Origin of the sequence: Thioalkalivibrio sp. K90mix (genome assembly GCF_000025545.1) — a bacterium.
In the GTDB taxonomy this organism is placed as follows: domain Bacteria; phylum Pseudomonadota; class Gammaproteobacteria; order Ectothiorhodospirales; family Ectothiorhodospiraceae; genus Thioalkalivibrio.
The window spans coordinates 660233-678540 of sequence record NC_013889.1 but is presented as its reverse complement, the minus strand read 5'-3'; the positions used below and the strand labels follow the sequence as shown (position 1 = coordinate 678540).

The 18308-nt window shown below is 63.6% G+C and carries 17 protein-coding genes; 7 read left to right on the top strand and 10 right to left on the bottom strand.

The features are described 5' to 3' along the window. Positions 1–41: 41 nt before the first annotated feature. From TK90_RS03200 to TK90_RS03165, 8 genes are all read right to left on the bottom strand, one after another. Positions 42–953 (bottom strand): CoB--CoM heterodisulfide reductase iron-sulfur subunit B family protein, encoded by a 912-nt coding sequence (locus TK90_RS03200; RefSeq protein ID WP_012982050.1) that lies wholly within the window; start codon positions 951–953, stop codon positions 42–44. Then, on the bottom strand, positions 946–1662 hold the full coding sequence (locus TK90_RS03195; protein ID WP_012982049.1) for a 4Fe-4S dicluster domain-containing protein: 717 nt from the start codon (positions 1660–1662) through the stop codon (positions 946–948). Before TK90_RS03195 ends, TK90_RS03200 begins: the two co-directional genes overlap by 8 nt. Positions 1663–1711: 49 nt before the next feature. Beyond that, the gene (locus TK90_RS03190; RefSeq protein ID WP_210399562.1) at positions 1712–2584 is read right to left on the bottom strand and encodes a hypothetical protein; all 873 of its coding nucleotides are present in this window, start codon (positions 2582–2584) and stop codon (positions 1712–1714) included. Then, positions 2523–3551 (bottom strand): FAD-dependent oxidoreductase, encoded by a 1029-nt coding sequence (locus tag TK90_RS03185; RefSeq protein ID WP_017926707.1) that lies wholly within the window; start codon positions 3549–3551, stop codon positions 2523–2525. Before TK90_RS03185 ends, TK90_RS03190 begins: the two co-directional genes overlap by 62 nt. A gap of 23 nt (positions 3552–3574) precedes the next feature. Continuing rightward, positions 3575–4981, bottom strand: coding sequence for a heterodisulfide reductase-related iron-sulfur binding cluster (locus tag TK90_RS03180; protein ID WP_012982046.1), 1407 nt, complete (start codon positions 4979–4981; stop codon positions 3575–3577). Positions 4982–5026: 45 nt separating this feature from the next. Beyond that, positions 5027–5701 carry a 4Fe-4S dicluster domain-containing protein gene (locus tag TK90_RS03175; RefSeq protein WP_017941141.1) on the bottom strand — a complete coding sequence of 225 codons (675 nt, stop codon included), beginning with the start codon at positions 5699–5701 and terminating at the stop codon, positions 5027–5029. A 187-nt stretch (positions 5702–5888) separates the two neighbouring features. Beyond that, entirely contained in the window at positions 5889–6119 is a 231-nt protein-coding gene (locus tag TK90_RS03170; protein WP_012982044.1) for a sulfurtransferase TusA family protein, read from the bottom strand. Between the two features lie 140 nt (positions 6120–6259). Further along, entirely contained in the window at positions 6260–6589 is a 330-nt protein-coding gene (locus tag TK90_RS03165; protein WP_012982043.1) for a rhodanese-like domain-containing protein, read from the bottom strand. Between the two features lie 268 nt (positions 6590–6857). On the opposite strand from TK90_RS03165, the gene TK90_RS03160 reads away from it, so the two are divergent. The 3 genes from TK90_RS03160 to soxB all read left to right on the top strand — a co-directional run bounded on the left by TK90_RS03160 (position 6858) and on the right by soxB (position 10735). Further along, a complete protein-coding gene (locus tag TK90_RS03160; RefSeq protein WP_012982042.1) occupies positions 6858–7169 on the top strand; it encodes a hypothetical protein in 312 nt (103 codons plus the stop codon). Between the two features lie 58 nt (positions 7170–7227). Further along, positions 7228–8670 carry a M48 family metalloprotease gene (locus TK90_RS03155; protein ID WP_012982041.1) on the top strand — a complete coding sequence of 481 codons (1443 nt, stop codon included), beginning with the start codon at positions 7228–7230 and terminating at the stop codon, positions 8668–8670. A gap of 253 nt (positions 8671–8923) precedes the next feature. Then, entirely contained in the window at positions 8924–10735 is a 1812-nt protein-coding gene (gene soxB, locus TK90_RS03150; RefSeq protein WP_012982040.1) for a thiosulfohydrolase SoxB, read from the top strand. 68 nt (positions 10736–10803) lie between these two features. Here the strand turns inward: soxB and TK90_RS03145 are convergent, their stop codons facing one another. Beyond that, positions 10804–11259 (bottom strand): RT0821/Lpp0805 family surface protein, encoded by a 456-nt coding sequence (locus TK90_RS03145; RefSeq protein ID WP_012982039.1) that lies wholly within the window; start codon positions 11257–11259, stop codon positions 10804–10806. 275 nt (positions 11260–11534) lie between these two features. On the opposite strand from TK90_RS03145, the gene TK90_RS03140 reads away from it, so the two are divergent. From TK90_RS03140 to TK90_RS03125, 4 genes are all read left to right on the top strand, one after another. Beyond that, positions 11535–11843, top strand: coding sequence for a hypothetical protein (locus tag TK90_RS03140; protein ID WP_012982038.1), 309 nt, complete (start codon positions 11535–11537; stop codon positions 11841–11843). A 147-nt stretch (positions 11844–11990) separates the two neighbouring features. Further along, complete coding sequence (locus TK90_RS03135) at positions 11991–12530, top strand: YjbF family lipoprotein (RefSeq protein WP_017925883.1); 540 nt, start codon at positions 11991–11993, stop codon at positions 12528–12530. Positions 12531–12568: 38 nt separating this feature from the next. Next, positions 12569–13312 carry a capsule biosynthesis GfcC family protein gene (locus TK90_RS03130; protein ID WP_017925882.1) on the top strand — a complete coding sequence of 248 codons (744 nt, stop codon included), beginning with the start codon at positions 12569–12571 and terminating at the stop codon, positions 13310–13312. A gap of 17 nt (positions 13313–13329) precedes the next feature. After that, complete coding sequence (locus TK90_RS03125; RefSeq protein ID WP_041444179.1) at positions 13330–15423, top strand: YjbH domain-containing protein; 2094 nt, start codon at positions 13330–13332, stop codon at positions 15421–15423. A 694-nt stretch (positions 15424–16117) separates the two neighbouring features. Here the strand turns inward: TK90_RS03125 and TK90_RS03120 are convergent. Beyond that, entirely contained in the window at positions 16118–18298 is a 2181-nt protein-coding gene (locus TK90_RS03120) for a polysaccharide biosynthesis tyrosine autokinase (protein WP_012982034.1), read from the bottom strand. Between the last annotated feature and the right edge of the window lie 10 nt (positions 18299–18308).

The following is an 18308-nucleotide window of genomic DNA, read 5'->3' as shown; positions in this document are numbered from 1 at the left end:
TCGAAGATACTACTGGGCCATTCGGGCCTCGAATCAGGGGATCAGATGACCCCCTTCTCCTTCAGAAGCCCGATGGAGTCACTCACGTTCTCGTGGATACCCAGCTTGCGCGGGGACAGCCCCATTGCCAGACCCAGCAGCTGCGTGAAGTACAGGACCTTCACGTCAGTCTTGATGCCGAACTCGGTTTCGGCACGGACCTGGTGCATCTCCAGACCGGAATGGCAGGTCGGGCACTCGGTGGCGATCACCTCGGCACCGGAATCTTCCGCCGACTGCAGCAGGTTCAGCACCAGCTGGGTCGAGGTGTCGGAATCCGACAGCGTATGCGCACCACCGCAGCAGGAGGTCTTCAGCGGAAAGTCCACATTAACCGCACCGGCGGCACCCAGCAGGTCATCCATGAAGTGCGGCTGATAGCTGGAATCCGAACCCGGGCCGTTGTCCTTCTCGGGAAAGATCTGGCGGGGACGGGTGTACATGCAGCCGTAGTAGTTGGCGATCTTGATGCCGTTCAGGCTCTTGGTCATCTTCTGCTTGATGCCCTCGGGCCCCAGCTCTTCCATCAGCCACTCGAGCAGATGCAGGGTGCGGACGTCACCGGTGTAGACCGGGTCGTCGGACTTGCGCGCCAGATCCTGGACGGTGTCCATGGCATCCTGGGAGGTCGCGGTCTCGTACTCGGCCTTCTTCAGGTTGTGGTAACAGCCGTTGCACGGCGCCATCACAGTGTCCATGCCCATCTGCTCGGAGGCAATGGCCATGTTCCGCGCGGACAGGTAGGTCTGCAGCATCGGGTGGACGTTCTTCACTTCCATCGCGCCGCAGCAGTTGTAGTCGCGCAGGTTTTCCATCTCGAGCCCAAGCGCCTTCACCAGCACGCGGGTGGAGCGGTCGTACGGCCCACCGGAGCCCTCGAGCGCGCAGCCCGGATAGTAAGCAACCTTAGCCATGAGCGGCCTCCTTCTGTTCGCGCACGTAGTTCTTCAGCACGTCCCCGGTCTTGCCCCAGGACTTGGTGCGCGGCGTATGTACGGTGTTGATGCCCATCCGCATCAGGTGCTTCACCGGCAGGTGCTTCATCATGCGGAAGATGAACACCTTCAGCCACTCCTGCAGCAGCGGCTGGCCGGTCTTCTTGAAAAAGTTCTGTGCGACCTTGCCGTCTTCGATACGGCCGGTTTTGTAGATCTGGTCGGCGAACTCTTCATCGAAGATGGTGGACGGGGACTTCTCGGTAATCCCTTCCACTTCCATCCAGTGCGCCAGTGCCTTCATCACGCCTTCCGGCTTCACGTCCTTCGGACAGATGTTGGTGCACTTGTTGCACGAGACGCACTGCCAGATGATGTCCTGGTCCTTGACCAGCTCTTCCTTCATGCCGAGCCGGGTCAGGTAGATCCAGTAGCGCGGATTGAACTGCACGTTCTGCGCGTACATGGTGCAGGAGTTGGTGCAGGACCCGCACTGCCAGCAGCGGTGCACGTACTCGCCACCCGCAAAGCTCTGAATCTTCGCTTCGAAATCGTCGTCGTAGTCGCGGACCGTGCGCGGGGCGATCATGGTGTTCCAGTGACCGGACACATCCACCCCGTCGACCACCAGCTCGTCGTGCTGCTGCAGTCGTTCGTCCTCGATCAGTGCCTTTTCATGTATTGCCATGACGTCTCTCCGAAAACCTGTGTAGCCAGGCTCAAGTTCGTTCCGTTATTCAATGCAGCGACGCATCGTGACCTTTCAGGCGGCCTTCCGAAGAATCGATCCCCAGAAGCTTCACCCCCAACTCCAGCGGGTCCTGCTTGGCCCCGAACTGGTTGTCGATCATGCCCAGACTCATCGACAGGGAACGCGCGTAATCCGAGTAGGCCTGCACCCAGACCAGATCCGTCACGAACGGCAGGTCGCGGTAAAAGCCTTCCTCGGCCAGCGCCTCATAGAACCAGCGTCTGGCCCCCTCGATCGCTCCGACGGTCTCGCCAATCGGAATCGACCGCAGGGTGTCGTTGCCACGGATAAACTCGCGCAACGCCCCAGTCGTCGTCCCCGTATCCCAGACCCAGCGCGTCGCCAGCGGGACCGTCTCGGGATCGGCGAAATGCAGGATCTCGGCACCGAAGTCCCAGATCCCGCGTCGCAGCTTCTTGTCGTCCCCGGCCAGATCGGCAAATGCCGTCAGCCGTGAGGCCAGATCCGTATCCGGGCGCACCAGTGCGCGCATCCCGTCTACCAGCGCGCCCTGGCGTTCAGCCATCACCCCCGCCAGCTTGCGGCGAACCGCGAAGACCAACCCCCCCAGGATGCGCAGATCCTCGGCATCCATCTCGTCGCCCTTGGCGACGGTCGCGGCGAAGACTTCATGCTTCGCCCGCAATGCCTCGATGAAGGTTTCCAGCCCATCGACCCCGCCGGCTTCGGCGATGGCCTCGTTCAGACTGTTGAGCTTCGTCGCGAGGATCTCCTGATCAAAGGTCACCTGTAGCGGCTCCGGGTTCACACCCGAAGCCGCCTCGTCGCTGACGACCTCAGCCGGCTTTCGAAACCAGCGCATGCAGGTCCGCAACCGCGCGGCCACCGGCAGCGGCACCCTGCGCGATCGAGTCATCGATCGTCTCGGGGCCATAGGCCGCACCGCAGGAGTAGATGCCCTTGCGGGTGGTGCCACAGGTGTTGGTGTACTGCTCGGCCTTCTCAATGAAGCCGTGCTTCTCGAGGCCGACACCGAAGACCTGGGAGATTTCCGGGTTGTCGGCGTTCGGATCCATGCCGATGGCGTGCACGACGATATCGAACGGGATCACGATCGGGCGCTTGACCAGGGTGTCCTCACCCTTGACCAGCAGACGACCATCGCCGGAGGCCGTCACTTCCGCGATACGGGCCTTGACGAACTTGGTTTTGAACTCTTCCTGGGACTTCCAGTAGAACTTGTCTTCGTACAGGCCGAAGGTACGGATGTCCATGTAGTAGATGAACACATCCGTTTCCGGCGACAGTTCCTTGATCTCCATGGCCAGGTTGGCGGAGACGGTGCAGCAGATCTTGGAGCACCACTCACGACCGATCTGGCGATCACGCGAACCCACGCACAGCAGGATGCAGACCCGTTCCGGCACGCGGCCGTCGGACGGGCAGGCGATCTTGCCAGAGGCGACCATCTGTTCCATCTGGGTGGTGGTCAGCACGTCTTCGTACGTACCAAAGCCCCACTCCGGCTTGTTGATGGAATCGAAATGGGTGAAGCCCGTGGCCAGCACGACGGCACCGGCCTGGACGGATTCGCCGTTGGTCAGCGTGGCAGTGAAGTTACCGGCCTCGCCTTCCAGCTTCTCGACCTTCGCACCCTTGTGCACCGTCGAGTTGGAATCGTCTTCTACGCGCTTGACCATGCGGCCAATGGCGTCCTTTGCCCACTCGCCGGAGGGGACCAGCTTGGCGTAACCCGACAGGATCGGGGCGCCACCCAGGACGTCTTCCTTCTCGACCATCACGGCCTTGAAACCGGCCGAGGTGACATTCGCGGCGGCGGCCAGCCCAGCCGGGCCCCCACCCACTACTAGAACAGTATCTTGCTGCATCAGACTTTGCCCCCGTAAGCGAGCTCAGGATTGTAGAGGTATTCGATATTGCCGGCCTCGACTTCCTTCAGGTATTCCTGGAAGGTCTTCTTGGCCTCGTCCCAGGAGATCCCCATCTTCTCGACCAGGTCTTCGCAGGGCGATGCGTGCCACTGCAGCTGGACGATCTTGAACGGATCCGCGCCGCAGGCCAGGGCCGCGAACTGGACTTCCGCCATGATCGGAATCTGGAAGTTCTGGTTGTGGGCCTTACCGATCCACTGGTTCTTGTCCATGGTCGTGACGCAGCCGGTGTCGTTGGCCAGCATCACGTCGGCGTTGGCTTCCTCGCGGGCCACGCGGATCTTGCGATCCATCGTGAACGAGCGGGTGAACTCGCGCTCGGAGATGATGTGGCGGAAGCCGAAGCCGCAGCAGTCGTACCACGTGGAGTAGTCGATCACCTGCGCACCCAGGGCCTGGGCGGTGGAGGTGATGATCGCGGTACGGTTGCCACCCAGCACGGACGGGTCGTACACCGCGTCCTCGTGCACCATCTTGTAGTAATGGCAGGCCACGTGGGCAGTGGTACGGATATTGGAGACGTCGATGGTCTGCAGCTCGGAGGCGATGCGGTTGCGCATCACGTGCACCCACTCGGAGTAGTGGATGACCTCTTCCGGGATGACCAGCTTGCCGTCGACCAGGCGACCCAGCTTGCCGAGGATCTTGGTGACCTTCTCGCGCAGCTCGGCGGACTCGACCAGATACTTGCGGATCTCCTTGTAGTTCCCGAAGGAGGTGCCGCAATGGACCAGCGGGTAGAAGTGACCCAGCTCATGGCCGTGCTGCTTGCCGGAGACGTAGGCCTGGTGGAAGTTGCGCAGGAACACCGCGGCCAGCGACTCGACGTTCCCGATACCGGAACCGTGGTAGTTCCACGCGGTGCAGGAGGTCTGGTCGGTCTCGTCGAGGTAGTCCTTGCCCGGCTCGAAGCCGAACTTGTTCATGAACCACAGCAGCGAGGTCGGGTAGCCCGGGATGTTCCCGCACTGGCCACAGGACTTGTGGTGCCAGAGCTGCTTGGTCGGGACCTTCTTGTCCCAGCCGAACAGGGTTTTCACCGACATCGGCTCGTGCTGGTCCTCGATGCGGTGGATGATGATCTGACCGTCTTTTTCGAGCTCGTACATGTGCTCGCGGACGTCGTCCATACGGTCACCAAGGTCGACCGTACGGCGGTCGACGTGCTTGCGCACCCAGTCGGTCGCCTTGATCGCGTCTTCCTTGGACAGGTCGGTCGCCTGGAAGAAGGAACCGTGACCGGCGATGCCCTGACCGTCGGTATTGTGGTAGCCGGGCTTCATGGTGCCGGCACCGGCACCTTCGCCGTTCTGGTTGTGATTGCCTGGGGTCTGTTCACTCATAACGCTTCTCCTGATGTCCTGGAGTGGAGTCGGAAACGGGACGACTTACTCGTCGTCTTCCTCTTCCTGCTCCTCGAGCCAGTCTTCGTAGTCCTCGCGCTTCTCGTCGATGAAGTCTTCGATCACGTCGAAGAGGTTCTCGTCCATCAGCTCGAGGGACTTGAGCACCCCGGTCATTTCCCAGATGGTGTACATCTCGACCGAGGTCTTCAGGGACACTTCCCAGGCGGTCTCGACCGTCTGCAGCGTCTTCACCGGAATCGCCTTGCGCAGGATGCGCAGGTCACCTTCCACCTTCTGGATGTTCGGGCCCCAGTCGGGGAAGTGGTCGGGCTGGATCATGTCGGGCGACAGCTGGTTACCCGTGGTGATCAGCTTCAGCATCACGCGACCGAACGGGCGGAGCACGTCCTTCGCGGATTGCATTTCGTGCTTGATGGCCACTTCGCGCATGATCGCGACCAGGCCACCAGGGGAATTCTTGAACGGGCAGCGAGCGGCACAGGTCATGCACTGAGCGCAGGCCCAGATCTTTTCCTGCATCGCGTCGTAGATCTGCTCGACGTTTTCGGTCCACAGCAGCTGGACGATCTCGCGCGGGGAGTAGTCGTAGAACTGAGCAGAGGGGCACGTTGCCGTGCAGATGCCGCAGTTCAGACAGCCGTTGAGTTCGTGGTCGTAGCGAAAATCTCCGCGGATGTCGTCGAAGATTTGCTGCATCTCAGCGTATGTCGCCATATGTCACCTCTTCGCTGTTGGCGATGCAGGTTTCTTGAGAACCTTGCTCAGCCAGCCTAGACCTCGTCCAGGCACCTATCCAGTTACCGCATGGCAACCGTCGTTTTTCAGGAATCGGGGCGGTCGATCCTTGCGGATCGCCGCCCCGTTTCAGGCACTTAGAGACGCCTTAGGACTTCTTCACGAGGAAGTAGAACTTGCCGCCTTCTTCCTTGTGCTCCATCAGCTCGTTGCCGGTCTGCTTGGCGAAGGCCTGGAAGTCCTTCACGGCACCCGGATCGGTGGCGATGATGTGCAGAACCTGACCGGATTCCATGGCCGCCAGGGCCTTCTTGGCGCGCAGGATCGGCAGCGGGCAGTTCAGGCCGGAAGCGTCGAGTTCTTGGTCAAAGTTGGCCATGGTGTGTCTCCTTTAGTGCGTTACCAAAATCAGTTGGGTGCTGAGGTACCAATCGGGGCGGTTTGGGGACCACAACGATCGAACCCTTGCCAGCCGAATTCACCCTTATAGGGGAAACGGGATCGGAATACAACCGAATTCTAATCCGGGGTGACGACCGATTTGCCGGCCTGAGCCCAGCCCACGATACCGCCGCGCAGGCTGTTCGCGGTCTCCAGCCCTTGTTGCGCAAGGAACGCGCAGGCCTGGGCGGAACGCGCGCCACTCTGGCAATACAAGACCAGCGGTATATCGCCTCCCAGGAACTCGTCCTTGCGCAATGGCAGGACCGTCAGCGGCACCAGCTCTGCACCGGGAATGACGCCGCGGGACGTCTCGCCGGGGGAGCGTACATCGACAAGCCGAAAGGCCTTGCCTTCCGTTCGCCACTGTTCGAGCTCGTCGGCGGTGATCTCCGAGAATCCGTACATGCGCTCCACTCCAAGTGTGCCGAACCGCACCTGCCTGCCTCGCTCGCGAGACTCCGAAACATGCCCCGGTCGCGAAGGATGGGCGCGGAGGATAGCGAAACAGGCCGCAAATGCAAACTTGTCCGCCCGTGAACGGTTGGTTTGTTCTCTCGCGGACAGAAGTCGTGCTATCGTTCCGAGTTGAAGGAAATACTGATGGACGCAACCGGCTCTCGGGCGGGCGCGTCCGGACGATCAACCCCCTGATTCATTCGCGGAGGACTTTGCGGTGGACAAGAGCGAATTCCAGGTCAACGGCCACTACGCCGTGACCATGAAGGACGAAAACGGCAAGCTGCGCCCGGCCAACATCTACGTGCACAGCATGGAAGACGAGTACATGATCGTGCGCCGCACCTCCGGTGGTGACGTGGGTCTCCTGTTCAAGCTGAAGTACGACGACGTGGTCAAGATCGTGCGCACCCACAAGGTGCTGGACCGCAAGAAGTTCATGATCCCGGAAGCGATGCTCAAGCCGAAGCTCTGGGAAACCCGTGACAGCATGCGCACCTACTCTTCGGCTCCGGGCCTCGGCAAGTAACCGACCCCACGATGCCAAGACCCTTCGGAGGCCGGCCCCAACGGCCGGCCTCCGTCGTATGAAGACACGGCTTCTCACGCTACTTTCAACCCTGCTCCTGGTACTCACGCTGGGGGCGCCAACGGTTTCGGCCTCCGGGACCGCCCTGCCCGACCTGGGCGAGGCCTCGGGTGGCGTACTGACCCCTGCGGAAGAGCGCGAGCTCGGTCGCTCCCTGCTTCGAGAGATCCGGCGGTCCCTGCCACTGGTCACCGACCCGGAGGTCTCCTTTTATGTCGACTCCCTCGGTCGGCAGCTGCTCGCCAACGCCCCCGACGCGGATGGCCCGTTCTATTTCCTGACCATCGACAACGGCCAGGTCAACGCCTTTGCGATGCCCGGCGGCATCATCGGGGTACACTCGGGATTGATACTCGAGGTCCGCGACGAGGCCGAACTGGCCGCCGTCATGGCCCACGAAATCGCGCACGTCACCCAACGCCACCTGGCCCGGATGTTCGCGCGCGGGCGCGAGGTCAACTTCACCACCGGGCTCGCCATTCTCGCCGGGGTCCTGGCATCGATGGCGGATCCCACCCTGGGCTCGGCCATCATCACGGGCGGTGTCGCGGGCGGCATCCAGCAGCAGATCAACTTTACCCGCGCCAACGAGGCCGAAGCCGACCGCGCCGGCATGCGTATCCTGGCCAGCGCGGACTTTGACCCGAATGCGATGGCGGATTTTTTCGAACGTCTGCAGGAGCTCTCGCGCGGCGTTGGCGACGCGGTACCCGAGTATTTGCGCACCCACCCGGTCACGCTCGACCGCATCACCGACGCCCGCAATCGCGCGGCCGGCATGCCGGCGGTGGATACGCGCAACCGGGGCCCCGAGTTCCAGTGGATGCAGGCCCGCACCCGGGCCCTGAAGGATCCGCGCCGTGCGATCGAGATCCATCGCGGGGCCTCGGACCCAGCGCCGCACCAGATCTACGGCGCCATGGTCGCACACCTGGAGCGCGGCGAACTGGACCGCGCCGCCGAGCGGCTGGAGGAAATCCCGGTCGAGGAGGCCCCCGGGATGACGCTGGAACTTGCGCGCGGCGCACTGGAGCGGGAACGTGGCAACCACGAAGCGGCCCTCGAGATCCTGAATGACCTGGACGCGGTCTACCCCGGACACCCGGTCATCCGCGAAGTGCTGGCCCGTGCGCACCGCGATCTCGACAACCCCGACCGCGCCATCCGCATCGTGAACGAAATGATCCGCAATGAACGCGCACCCAACCCCGAGTTGCTGCGACTGAAGGCAGACATCGCGGACGGGGCCGGCTATATTGCGATCAGCCGCGAGGCCATGGCGGAGTATTTTTTCCACCGCGCGCAGTACGAAGAATCGGTACGCCAGTTCGAGGCCGCCATCGACGCACGCGATGCCAGCGAACGCGATATCCAGCGGATCGAAGACAAGCGAGACACGGCCAAGGAAACCGCGCGGCAGGCGCGCGAACAGCGTCGCTAGGGAGACGCCGCGCCCCACGAAGACTCGGGGCACGTCCAAGGGCAGACATCAGCATCCGTCAAAGCCAGAACCCGGGGAATCCGGTTCTGGAGGCACTGCGGGCTGAATACGGCTTCAGACCAGCCAGGCGTCGCGCCAGTCGGCAAGGAAGCTCCGCACCCAGGGAATGTTCCACAAAGAAGCAGCGTCTAGATTGCTGCTTCGAGAAACCAAAAAATCACAATAAACGACAGTAGAGAGAGGTAGGACCCTCATGCATATCTCACGCCGCGAATTCATGCAGCTGCTGGCCGCCGCCAGCGTGGCCGGCTTCCCTCTGGCGGGCTGCGCCAAGGCCACCAATGGCAAGTACGGCACCTCGGGAGACCCGTACGACATGCTGGATCGTTTCGGCAATGTGCACCTGCTGCACTACACCGACTGCCATGCGCAGCTCAAGCCGATCTATTTCCGCGAGCCCAACGTGAACCTGGGCGTAGCCGATATGCGCAACCGCCCGCCGCACATCGTTGGCGAGCACTTCCTCAAGCACTATGACATCGAACGCGACAGCATCTTTGCCCACGCCTACACCAACCTGAACTTCATGGAGGCGGCCGAACAGTACGGTCGCGTCGGCGGCTTCCCGCAGCTGAAGACGCTGGTCAAGAAGCTGCGCGACTCGCGCCCCAACTCGCTGCTGCTGGACGGTGGCGACACCTGGGGTGGTGGCTCGGGTACCGCGCTGTGGACCAATGCCCAGGACATGGTCGATGCACAGAAGCTGCTGGGCATCGACATCATGACCGGCCACTGGGAATTCACCTACGGCGCCGACCGCGTGGAAGAGGTCGTCAACGGCGATTTCGCCGATGCCGGGATCGACTTCGTCGCCCAGAACGTGCGCGACGTGGACTGGGGCGACCTGATCTTCAAGCCGTACGTGATCCGCGAGTTGAATGGTGTCAACGTTGCCGTGATCGGCCAGGCCTTCCCCTACACCCCGATCGCCAACCCGCGCTGGATGATCGAGCAGTGGTCGTTTGGCATTCGCCCGGACGACATGCAGCAGCAGGTCAACGCCGCGCGCGAAGAGGGCGCGGAGATCGTGGTCGCGCTGTCGCATAACGGCATGGACGTGGACATCAAGATGGCCGGCATGGTCGAGGGTCTCGACGCGATCATGGGCGGTCACACGCACGATGCCGTCCCGCAGCCGCTGCCGGTGGAGCGCCCCGATGGCGGCACCTGCCTGGTCACCAACGCGGGCTCTAACGCCAAGTTCGTCGGTGTCCTGGATTTCGATTTCCGCGACGGCGAGATCAAGGACTGGGAATACCGCCTGGTCCCGGTGTTCGCCAACCTCTTGGACGAAGATCCCGAGATGGCCGAGTTCGTCGACAACATGCGCAGCCAGGACGTCACCTATGACGGCGACACCTTCAACATGGAGGAGAAGCTCTCCGAAGAGCTGGCCGTCGCCGAGGACCTGCTGTTCCGCCGTGGCAACTTCAACGGCACTTTCGACCAGCTAATCTGTGATGCGCTGATGGAGGTCCACGATGCCCAGATCGCGTTCTCGCCGGGCTTCCGCTGGGGCACGACCGTACTCCCGGGCATGCCGATCACCTTCGAGCACATCATGGACCAGACCGGCCTGACCTATCCGGAGACCACCCGCAACGCCATGACCGGTGCGCAGATCAAGGACATCCTGGAAGACGTCGCCGACAACCTGTTCAATGCCGACCCGTTCTACCAGCAGGGTGGCGACATGGTCCGCGTGGGCGGCCTTCGGTATGCGATCGATCCGGAAGCCGAGATCGGCAACCGAATCTCCGAGATGGAACTGGGCGGCGAGAAGGTCGACCCGGACAAGGAATACGTCGTCGCCGGCTGGGCCAGCGTCCAGCAGGAGCCGGCGGGCGGTACCGGCACGATGATCTGGGACAACGTCGCCGAGTACCTGCGCAACCAGTCCAATGGTGTTCGCATCAGCGAACTCAACGAGCCCAAGGTCAAGGGTATTGGCGAGGACAACCTCGGCTATGTCCCGACAACCGAGGACATGTACCGACCCTCCTGATCCTGCCGCAGGTCCAGGAACGAGAAAGCCCCGCGATTGCGGGGCTTTTTTGTAGGAGATGACCGTTCCTACTGATTGACCCAGCGTCCCTGCGCATCCCTGCAGGCCGTACCGTTTACTGTTTCCGGCTGGCCGTTCATCGTCGTCTGCACCTGGTACTCGCGGCAGTCCTGCCCGTGCGCCTGATAGGTACGCGTGGGGGTAGCCTGATACTGGTATCCGGTATTGGGGTTCTGCCAGGTGGATGCCCGGTGATCCGGGTTGTGCTCCAGGGTATGCGAAACCTGCTGGCGATCGACCTGGTCCATAGTGCGCCCAACGGAGCCGCCGATCGCTGCGCCGGCCAGCGTACCGGCGATGATCGCCGCGGTCCGCCCCCGGCCACCGCCGATCTGGGAACCGATGACCCCACCGGCCGCACCGCCAATCACCGCTCCGGTCTGCTGTTTGGTGGGCGGCGTCTGGCAACCGGCGAGCAGAAAGGCCACGCTCGCCACCGCCGCTAACAACACTGTCTTCTTCATCTCTGCCTCCGTTGCGCGGCCACGGGACCGCACTGCACAACTGCATCATTCAAGTTAGCGGCGAAGACCTGAACGTTGCGTGAAAATCCGGGGGCGCAAGGTTGCGCGGCTGAATGTGACCTCCAGGCCGCAAAACTTCCAAGCCGTTCAAAACACGTACGAGAAACCTCGTATTCATGTCTCAGAATTGCTCCCCTCCACTGTCACCTTCGGACATCACTTCCTAGACTGGCCTCCGGTAAAAGACACCCCCCGGTGAAGTGAGGAACGTGACCATGATCAAGAAGATATTCGCCACAGCCATTGTTGCCAGTGTGTTCGTAACCGGCCCGGTAATGGCGCAGTCCGCCGGCGCGGGCGCCACCGGTGGTGCCAGCGCAGGCGCCAGCGCCAGTGCCCCGCAGGGGAATCCCAGCTCGCCGGTCGCCGGCGGCACCCCCTCCGGTGGCATCTCCGCCGCCGCGCGTTCGGAACCGGGCGCGGTGTCGCGTATTGCGACCCGCTCCGGTCGCCTGGTGGGCCTGATTGCTTCCACCGGGACGACCCCGGGCACGGGTACCACCCCCGCTACGGGCACGCGGTAACGAGCACCCATGCGAACCAATTCGCACTTCCTTCGCGAAGGCCGCCTCCGGGCGGCTTTCGCATGTCTGGGCCTTGGGGTTTTCGTGAGCCTGGTCACGGGCTGCGGTAGCGGGGGTCCCACGCCGCTGGGGGCATCCCTGCAAAGCATGGTCACGGGCGGGCCGGAGGTGAGTTCCCGGGCAGAAGAGATTCCCTATGCCTCGCTCGCGGTTCGCACCGAGCACCATCAGGGGTTACTGATCCTCGGAGCCATCTCCGATGAACACACCTTCTGGCCGAGCGCCGAGGGCCTTTCGCTGCAACTGCGTGACGGGGGGCTGTTTGCCACGTCCGGTCTCGAACAGGACCTGCTGGGAACACACCATCCCGAAACCGATGCACCCCCCTGGCGCCAGGCAAGCCCCGACACCTACCGGGTCGAACGCCATGTCCGCGCACCCTCCGGCGCCATCGTCCGCCATGTCGGCGAGGGCACCCTGGACTGCGGGACAAGCACATCGCGGGACCTCCCACTCGCGACCCTGGAACTCGAGCGCTGCCGCGAGCGTATCGACTGGGAAGGTGCCGGAACGACTCGCGCCGACCTCTGGCGCGACCCCGAAACCCGCGATCTATGGGCATACGACGGCCAGGCCTGGCCGGATGGTCCCTCGATCGCCTGGCAGGTGGCTCGCCCCTGGTGGTAGCCCTCGCAGGAGGCCTGATGCAAAACCATTTTCGTCCCATGTGGCTGGCCCTGGGCTTGCTGGCCCTCGCCCCTGCGGTGGGCTCGACCGACGACACGCCGGTCGAACCCTCGCTCGCCGAGACCTGGGTGGCCTGGCAGGAAGAACTGTCCGAACCCATCGACTGGGCCTACAGCTTCGCCCTGCGCAGCCGCGATGTACGGCCCATCGACCACGAGCGCAGACGGCTCCTGGCCGAGATCGAACTGATCGGACAGACGATGGACATCGGCGGACGCCCCGAGGTAGCCCGGGCACTCGGTGTCTGGAGCGAGACCGTCGACGCGATGGAGAAGGCGCCCAATGTACGCAGCGCCGAGCGCCTCGACCTGCCCTGGCTTCTGGCCAATCTGCGCCAAGCGCCCGACCCGACCGGCATGGAGCACATCGGCTACTGCACCCCGCCTGACTGGGTGGAACTGTGGTCCCTGGATGGCGTGGACCGCCATGAATGGACCCCGGGGATGACCCTGCAGGACCTGCTGGCCAAGCCCTCGCGCGCCGCGTTGCGCGGGACCGACACGGCTGCCGTGGTTTCGCCGATCGGCGAGGTCCACGTATTCGGCGCCGCGCCCTGGAACCGCGAGGACACCGCGATCGCGCCCGGAACCCGGGTGATGACCCACCTCCATGTCCGTGACCTGGGGGGATCGGTAGAGGGCGATCTGCTCAACCAGCGCCTGCCCCGTTTTCTTGCGACCCGCTTGCCGGGCGACAACTGCACACTTCGGAAACTGCCATGAACGCTACACCTTTGCGCATGCGCCGCCGCAGCCTGGTGGTCGCCGTGCTCCTCGGCCTGGGCCTGCCCACGGCACAGGCCGAGGAGTTCGGACTCGGCCAGGGCCAGCGGGATACCGGCGGTATTGGTCTGATGCAGACCCCCACGGCCCGCACCGGTGATGCCGGTCACTTCGCCGCGGGCTGGAATCGCACCTACCCCTACCGCCGCTGGAGCGTCTTCGTACAGCCGCTCGACTGGATGGAGCTCGGCTTTCGCTATGTACAGGTCGAGAACCGGCCCTACCTGGCCGCCGGCGATGACGACCGTTACAACATCGACAAAGGCGCGGACATCAAACTCCGTCTGGTCGAGGAGAGCCGCTATATCCCGGAAGTGGCCGTCGGGTTCCAGGACCTGGGCGGCACTACCCTGTTCGGGGGCGAGTATCTGGTTGCCAGCAAGCGCTGGAACAACTTCGACTTTTCCCTGGGGCTGGGCTGGGGTTATCTCGGCAACCATGGCGATATCGAATCGCCGCTTGGCTGGATTGACGACAGTTTTGACGAACGGCCACGTTCCGCCGGCGGCGGTCAGGGCGGCGAAATCGCGACGCACCAGATGTTTCGTGGCCCGGCGGCCCTGTTCGGTGGGGTCGAGTACCAGACGCCCTGGGACCGCCTGCTGCTGCAGGTCGAGTACGAGGGCAACACCTATCAGCACGAGCCGCAGGACAACGCCCAGGAACAGGATTCCCGCTTCAATTTCGGGGCGCGCCTGAAACTGACCAACAGCATCGAACTGCATACCGGCTGGCAGCGCGGCAATACCGCGATGGTGGGCCTGCATTTCACGACCAACCTGGCACGGCTCTCGCAGCCCAAGGCCGACGACCCGCCTCCGGTAGACCCCGCCCATGTAGAGCGCCGCGACTGGGATGCGGTGGCCACGGACCTCAACACCAATGCCGGGATCTACGTGACCGAGATCCGCCAGGTCGGCGACACCATCGAGGTCACGGGCGAACCGGCTCGCTACCGCAACCTGAAGCAGTCCGAAGGGCGGGCCAACCGTCTGCTCGAGGCACAGGCCGATGCCGGCATCCACACCTTCCAGTACCGCTGGCAGACACTGGGCCTCGATCTGCGTGAGAGCCTGCATGATCGCGAGGCCTTCGGCCGCGCCCTGGCCTCCGCGGATCACGAGACCGACTACCGGCACAGTGTGCGGGTGCGCGATATCGAACCCACGACCAACCATGATCGTGGCGAGGTCCTCTACGAGGCCGAACCCCGGCGCTTCGAGTGGGGCGCGGGTCCTTCGCTGGAACAGAACTTTGGTGGCCCCGACGGCTATCTGTACCGGCTGTCCGCCTATCTTGACGCCAGCTATCACCTCGCCCAGGGCACCTGGATCTCGTCGATGCTATCGACGACCCTGGCGGACAACCTCGAGAACTACGAATACATCGCCGATTCCGACCTTCCTCGCGTGCGCACGCACATTGGCGACTACCTCGCCGAGACCAGCGTCGGCATCACCAACCTGCAGGCCACCCATACCAAGCGCCTGGGCAAGAACTGGTATGCGATGGGCTATGGCGGCATTCTTGAAACAATGTACGCAGGTGTCGGTGCCGAGGTCTTGTACCGCCCGTTCAACAGCCGCTGGGCCATCGGCGTGGATGCCAACTGGGTACGTCAGCGCGAGTTCAACCAGCAGTTCGGCCTGCGGGACTACGAGCAGGTGACCGGGCATGTGACCACTTACATCGACACCGGTGTACAGGACATCCATGCACGGGTAAGCGTGGGCCGCTATCTGGCCGGCGACCTCGGGACCACCCTCGACTTCTCGCGCGAGTTCGCCAATGGCGTGCGGGTCGGCGCCTGGTCGACCTTCACCGACGCCGGTGACGATTTCGGCGAAGGCAGCTTCGACAAGGGCCTGTACCTGTCGGTCCCCTACGACTCCTTCTTCTCCACCTCCAGCCGCAACCGGGCCAACATCGCCTGGCAGCCGCTGACCCGCGACGGTGGTGCCCGCCTGAACCGGCGTCATCAGCTGTTCGACATCACCGAAGAACGTCAGGTCGGCCGCTACTGGGACGAGCCCGACGCCACCTGGCGTTAATCCCCCGGTGTCCGGGGCATCGCGTCCCGGACACCCTTCCCTCCGGTTGACAAGACGCCGAGTCAGGCGCGTGTGCGTTCGCGTTCGCACTCGCGCCCCAGGCTTCCCTCCCCCTTGCCACCTCCGACGCAGTCGGGAAAATCCCGGCACACCGGCGCATACGCGCTGGTCGCGAATCCATGACAGGGCAGCCCGGCACCAGCCGCTCCTTCCAGGGAACACCAGGACTGTCGATGGCGACTTATTCGTTACGCTCTCTCGCCTCGGCGCCCCACCACCCTCCGCAGGCAGACGCGTGTGTTCTGATCGTCCGACGACCCTCAGTCACACCCGCCTGTTCGGTCTCCTGCCAGGCGAGGCGCTAATTGAATCGCGAGTCTGCGCTCGACTCGCGTTTGCGTGCGAACAAGCCGTGGTGACGGCCGTGCAGTCATTCTGCACAAGGGAGCCGCAACGCCGTGCCCGGGGGCACGGCGTTGCCTGCCCCAAACCGGACCGGCAACCGGCAACCGGCACCACCACGTTCGCTGTACTAGCTCCGCCGCGCCTGCGGCCATCGCGACCACGAACACCCAAGGCTCGCGATCCGCGCCGCATTCCCCGGTGGGCGATGTTCGACAAACAAAAAACCCCGGCAATCGCCGGGGCCACGGGGTAATCCATCGGGGCCGCCGCTTCGCGGCCCCGCGATCCGCTACTTGTAGGAGTAGTGATAATAACCGTAGCCGTAGCTGGTCGAGGCCTTGTACTCGATCGAGTTCAGGATACAGCCACGCACGTCGACTCCCGCCGCATCGAGACGGCGCCGTGCCGACTCGATCTCGCGCAGCGGGTTCAGCTGGAAGCGCACCACCATCAAGGTGGTCGAGCACTGGCGTGCGACCACGGCGGCATCGGTCACCGCCAGGATCGGCGGCGTGTCGATCAGCACCAGATCGTAGTCGCGGCTGAGCTGCTCCAGCATGCGGCTGAAACGGTCGCTCATCAGCAACTCCGACGGGTTCGGCGGCGCGCTGCCACGGGCGATGTAGTCCAGCCCCTGGATATCCGTGCGGCGCAGCACCCCTTCCAGGGATTCCTGGCCCGCCAGAAACTCCGAGAGTCCCCCGTCGCTGCGCTGACCGAAGGCGTGGTGGACATGCCCCTTGCGCAGGTCGGCGTCAATGATCAGCACGCGCTGTCCCGCCTGCGCACAAACGGTCGCCAGGTTAACCGAAACAAAACTCTTGCCCACATCCGGGCTCGGACCGGTAATCACCAGCCGGTTGTCCTCGGCCTCCAGCATCGCGAAATGCAGGCTGCTGCGCAGGCCACGCAGGGCCTCGATGGCGTCGTCGGCCGGGTCGATCGAGGCCAGTACATCCCCTGGAACGTCATGCCCCCGCGACTGGTGGCGCCGTTTCACCCGGCGCAGCAGATTCTCCTGCGCCCTGGAACGCGGCACGCTGGCATACACCGGGAGGTCGATCCCCTCGATCTCCTCCTGTGATTCCACCCCGCGGTTGAACATCCCGCGCACCAGCACCAGCGCAATCGCCAGGCCACCGCCAAATACCGTGGACAGCATCACGATCATGTTGCGCTGCGGTTCGACCGGGGACAGCCCCGCCTGGGCATCGTCCAGGATACGGACGTTGCCCACCGTACTGGCGCGGGCAATATCCATCTCCTGCATGCGATTGAGCAGCTGCACGTAGATGTCCTGGTTGACCTCCACATCCCGGTTGAGACGCAGGATCTGCTGCTGGGTCTCCGGCAGCGCGCTGACCTCCTGGTTCAGCCGGTTGCGCTCCTCCTGCAGCTTCTGGCGCTTGTCGATCAGGGCCGCATAGGTCGGATGGCTGGGCGTGTACCGCCGGGAGATCTCGGCCTCCTCGAACTCCAGCTCGTTGAGCTGACGTTCCAGGTTGACCAGGCGGTCCAGCACGGCACGGGTCTCCTGCGAGAGGTCCACGCTGTCGCGCTCTGTGCGGTACTCGTTCAGCGCATCCTCGGCCGTTTGCAGCTGATCGCGCACATCCGGCACCTTCTCCTCCAGGAATTCGAGGCTCTTCTCGGCTTCGGCGGCCTTGCGCTGGACGTTCTGGGTCAGATAGATCTGGCTGATGGTGTTCAGGATGCGCTGGGCTTGCTGCGGGTCCGGATCGGTCAGGGTCAGGCTGAACACGCCACTCTCGCGGCCCTGCTGCCCCGCCTCGAACTGACCACGCAAGCTGTTGATCGCCGCCAGGCGCGAGCGCCGCTGGATATCAAAACGCGCCCCCGGCCCCGCATCCATTTCGGCCACACGCAGGCGTACATCACCCTCAAAGAACTCCACGTCCTCGCCAATACGCCCCTCGCCCAGTTCATGATCCCCGTTGATCAGGCGATAACGATCGTCATCCAGAACCTCCAGCGTAAAGGTGCGCCCCTCGTAGGCTCGGGCCACCTGGAACTCGCCCACGTTGATCGATTCGCCCGCCCAGACACTGGACTGAGCAAAGGCGGGGCGCTCCACGCCCCGGCGAACGAGGTAATCGCCCACCACCGGCATACGGTGCGGGCGTACCACCAGATCCAGCGCCTCCTGATCGACCGTGCGGCCGAGGACCATGCGTGAACGCAGGATCTGCAGCTCGGCCTCGACGCGCGGCTCCTGCCCCAGCATCTCGCGCACACTGGACAACGGGCTGCTGAAGCGTCCCATGTCCTCCACCTGCACCAGCGCATCCGCCCGGTAGATCGGGGTGGACAGCGTCGCGTATACCGCGCCCGCAATAGCAAACAGCGCCGTGATAAAAATGATCAGCCACTTGTGGTCCAGCAACTGGCCAAGCAGTCGGCCAATATCCAGTTCGCCTTCCGGCACCCCGGGGGAATGGTTCTTTGTCATCGGGATTTAC

Bases quoted from the DNA above. Each gene is read 5' to 3' on its own strand.
- TK90_RS03200 (WP_012982050.1), bottom strand. From the start codon at position 953: ATGGCTAAGGTTGCTTACTATCCGGGCTGCGCGCTCGAGGGCTCCGGT.
- TK90_RS03195 (WP_012982049.1), bottom strand. From the start codon at position 1,662: ATGGCAATACATGAAAAGGCACTGATCGAGGACGAACGACTGCAGCAG.
- TK90_RS03180 (WP_012982046.1), bottom strand. From the start codon at position 4,981: ATGAGTGAACAGACCCCAGGCAATCACAACCAGAACGGCGAAGGTGCC.
- TK90_RS03175 (WP_017941141.1), bottom strand. From the start codon at position 5,701: ATGCAGCAAATCTTCGACGACATCCGCGGAGATTTTCGCTACGACCAC.
- TK90_RS03170 (WP_012982044.1), bottom strand. From the start codon at position 6,119: ATGGCCAACTTTGACCAAGAACTCGACGCTTCCGGCCTGAACTGCCCG.
- TK90_RS03165 (WP_012982043.1), bottom strand. From the start codon at position 6,589: ATGTACGGATTCTCGGAGATCACCGCCGACGAGCTCGAACAGTGGCGA.
- TK90_RS03155 (WP_012982041.1), top strand. From the start codon at position 7,228: ATGAAGACACGGCTTCTCACGCTACTTTCAACCCTGCTCCTGGTACTC.
- soxB (WP_012982040.1), top strand. From the start codon at position 8,924: ATGCATATCTCACGCCGCGAATTCATGCAGCTGCTGGCCGCCGCCAGC.
- TK90_RS03145 (WP_012982039.1), bottom strand. From the start codon at position 11,259: ATGAAGAAGACAGTGTTGTTAGCGGCGGTGGCGAGCGTGGCCTTTCTG.
- TK90_RS03140 (WP_012982038.1), top strand. From the start codon at position 11,535: ATGATCAAGAAGATATTCGCCACAGCCATTGTTGCCAGTGTGTTCGTA.
- TK90_RS03135 (WP_017925883.1), top strand. From the start codon at position 11,991: ATGGTCACGGGCGGGCCGGAGGTGAGTTCCCGGGCAGAAGAGATTCCC.
- TK90_RS03130 (WP_017925882.1), top strand. From the start codon at position 12,569: ATGTGGCTGGCCCTGGGCTTGCTGGCCCTCGCCCCTGCGGTGGGCTCG.
- TK90_RS03125 (WP_041444179.1), top strand. From the start codon at position 13,330: ATGCGCCGCCGCAGCCTGGTGGTCGCCGTGCTCCTCGGCCTGGGCCTG.
- TK90_RS03120 (WP_012982034.1), bottom strand. From the start codon at position 18,298: ATGACAAAGAACCATTCCCCCGGGGTGCCGGAAGGCGAACTGGATATT.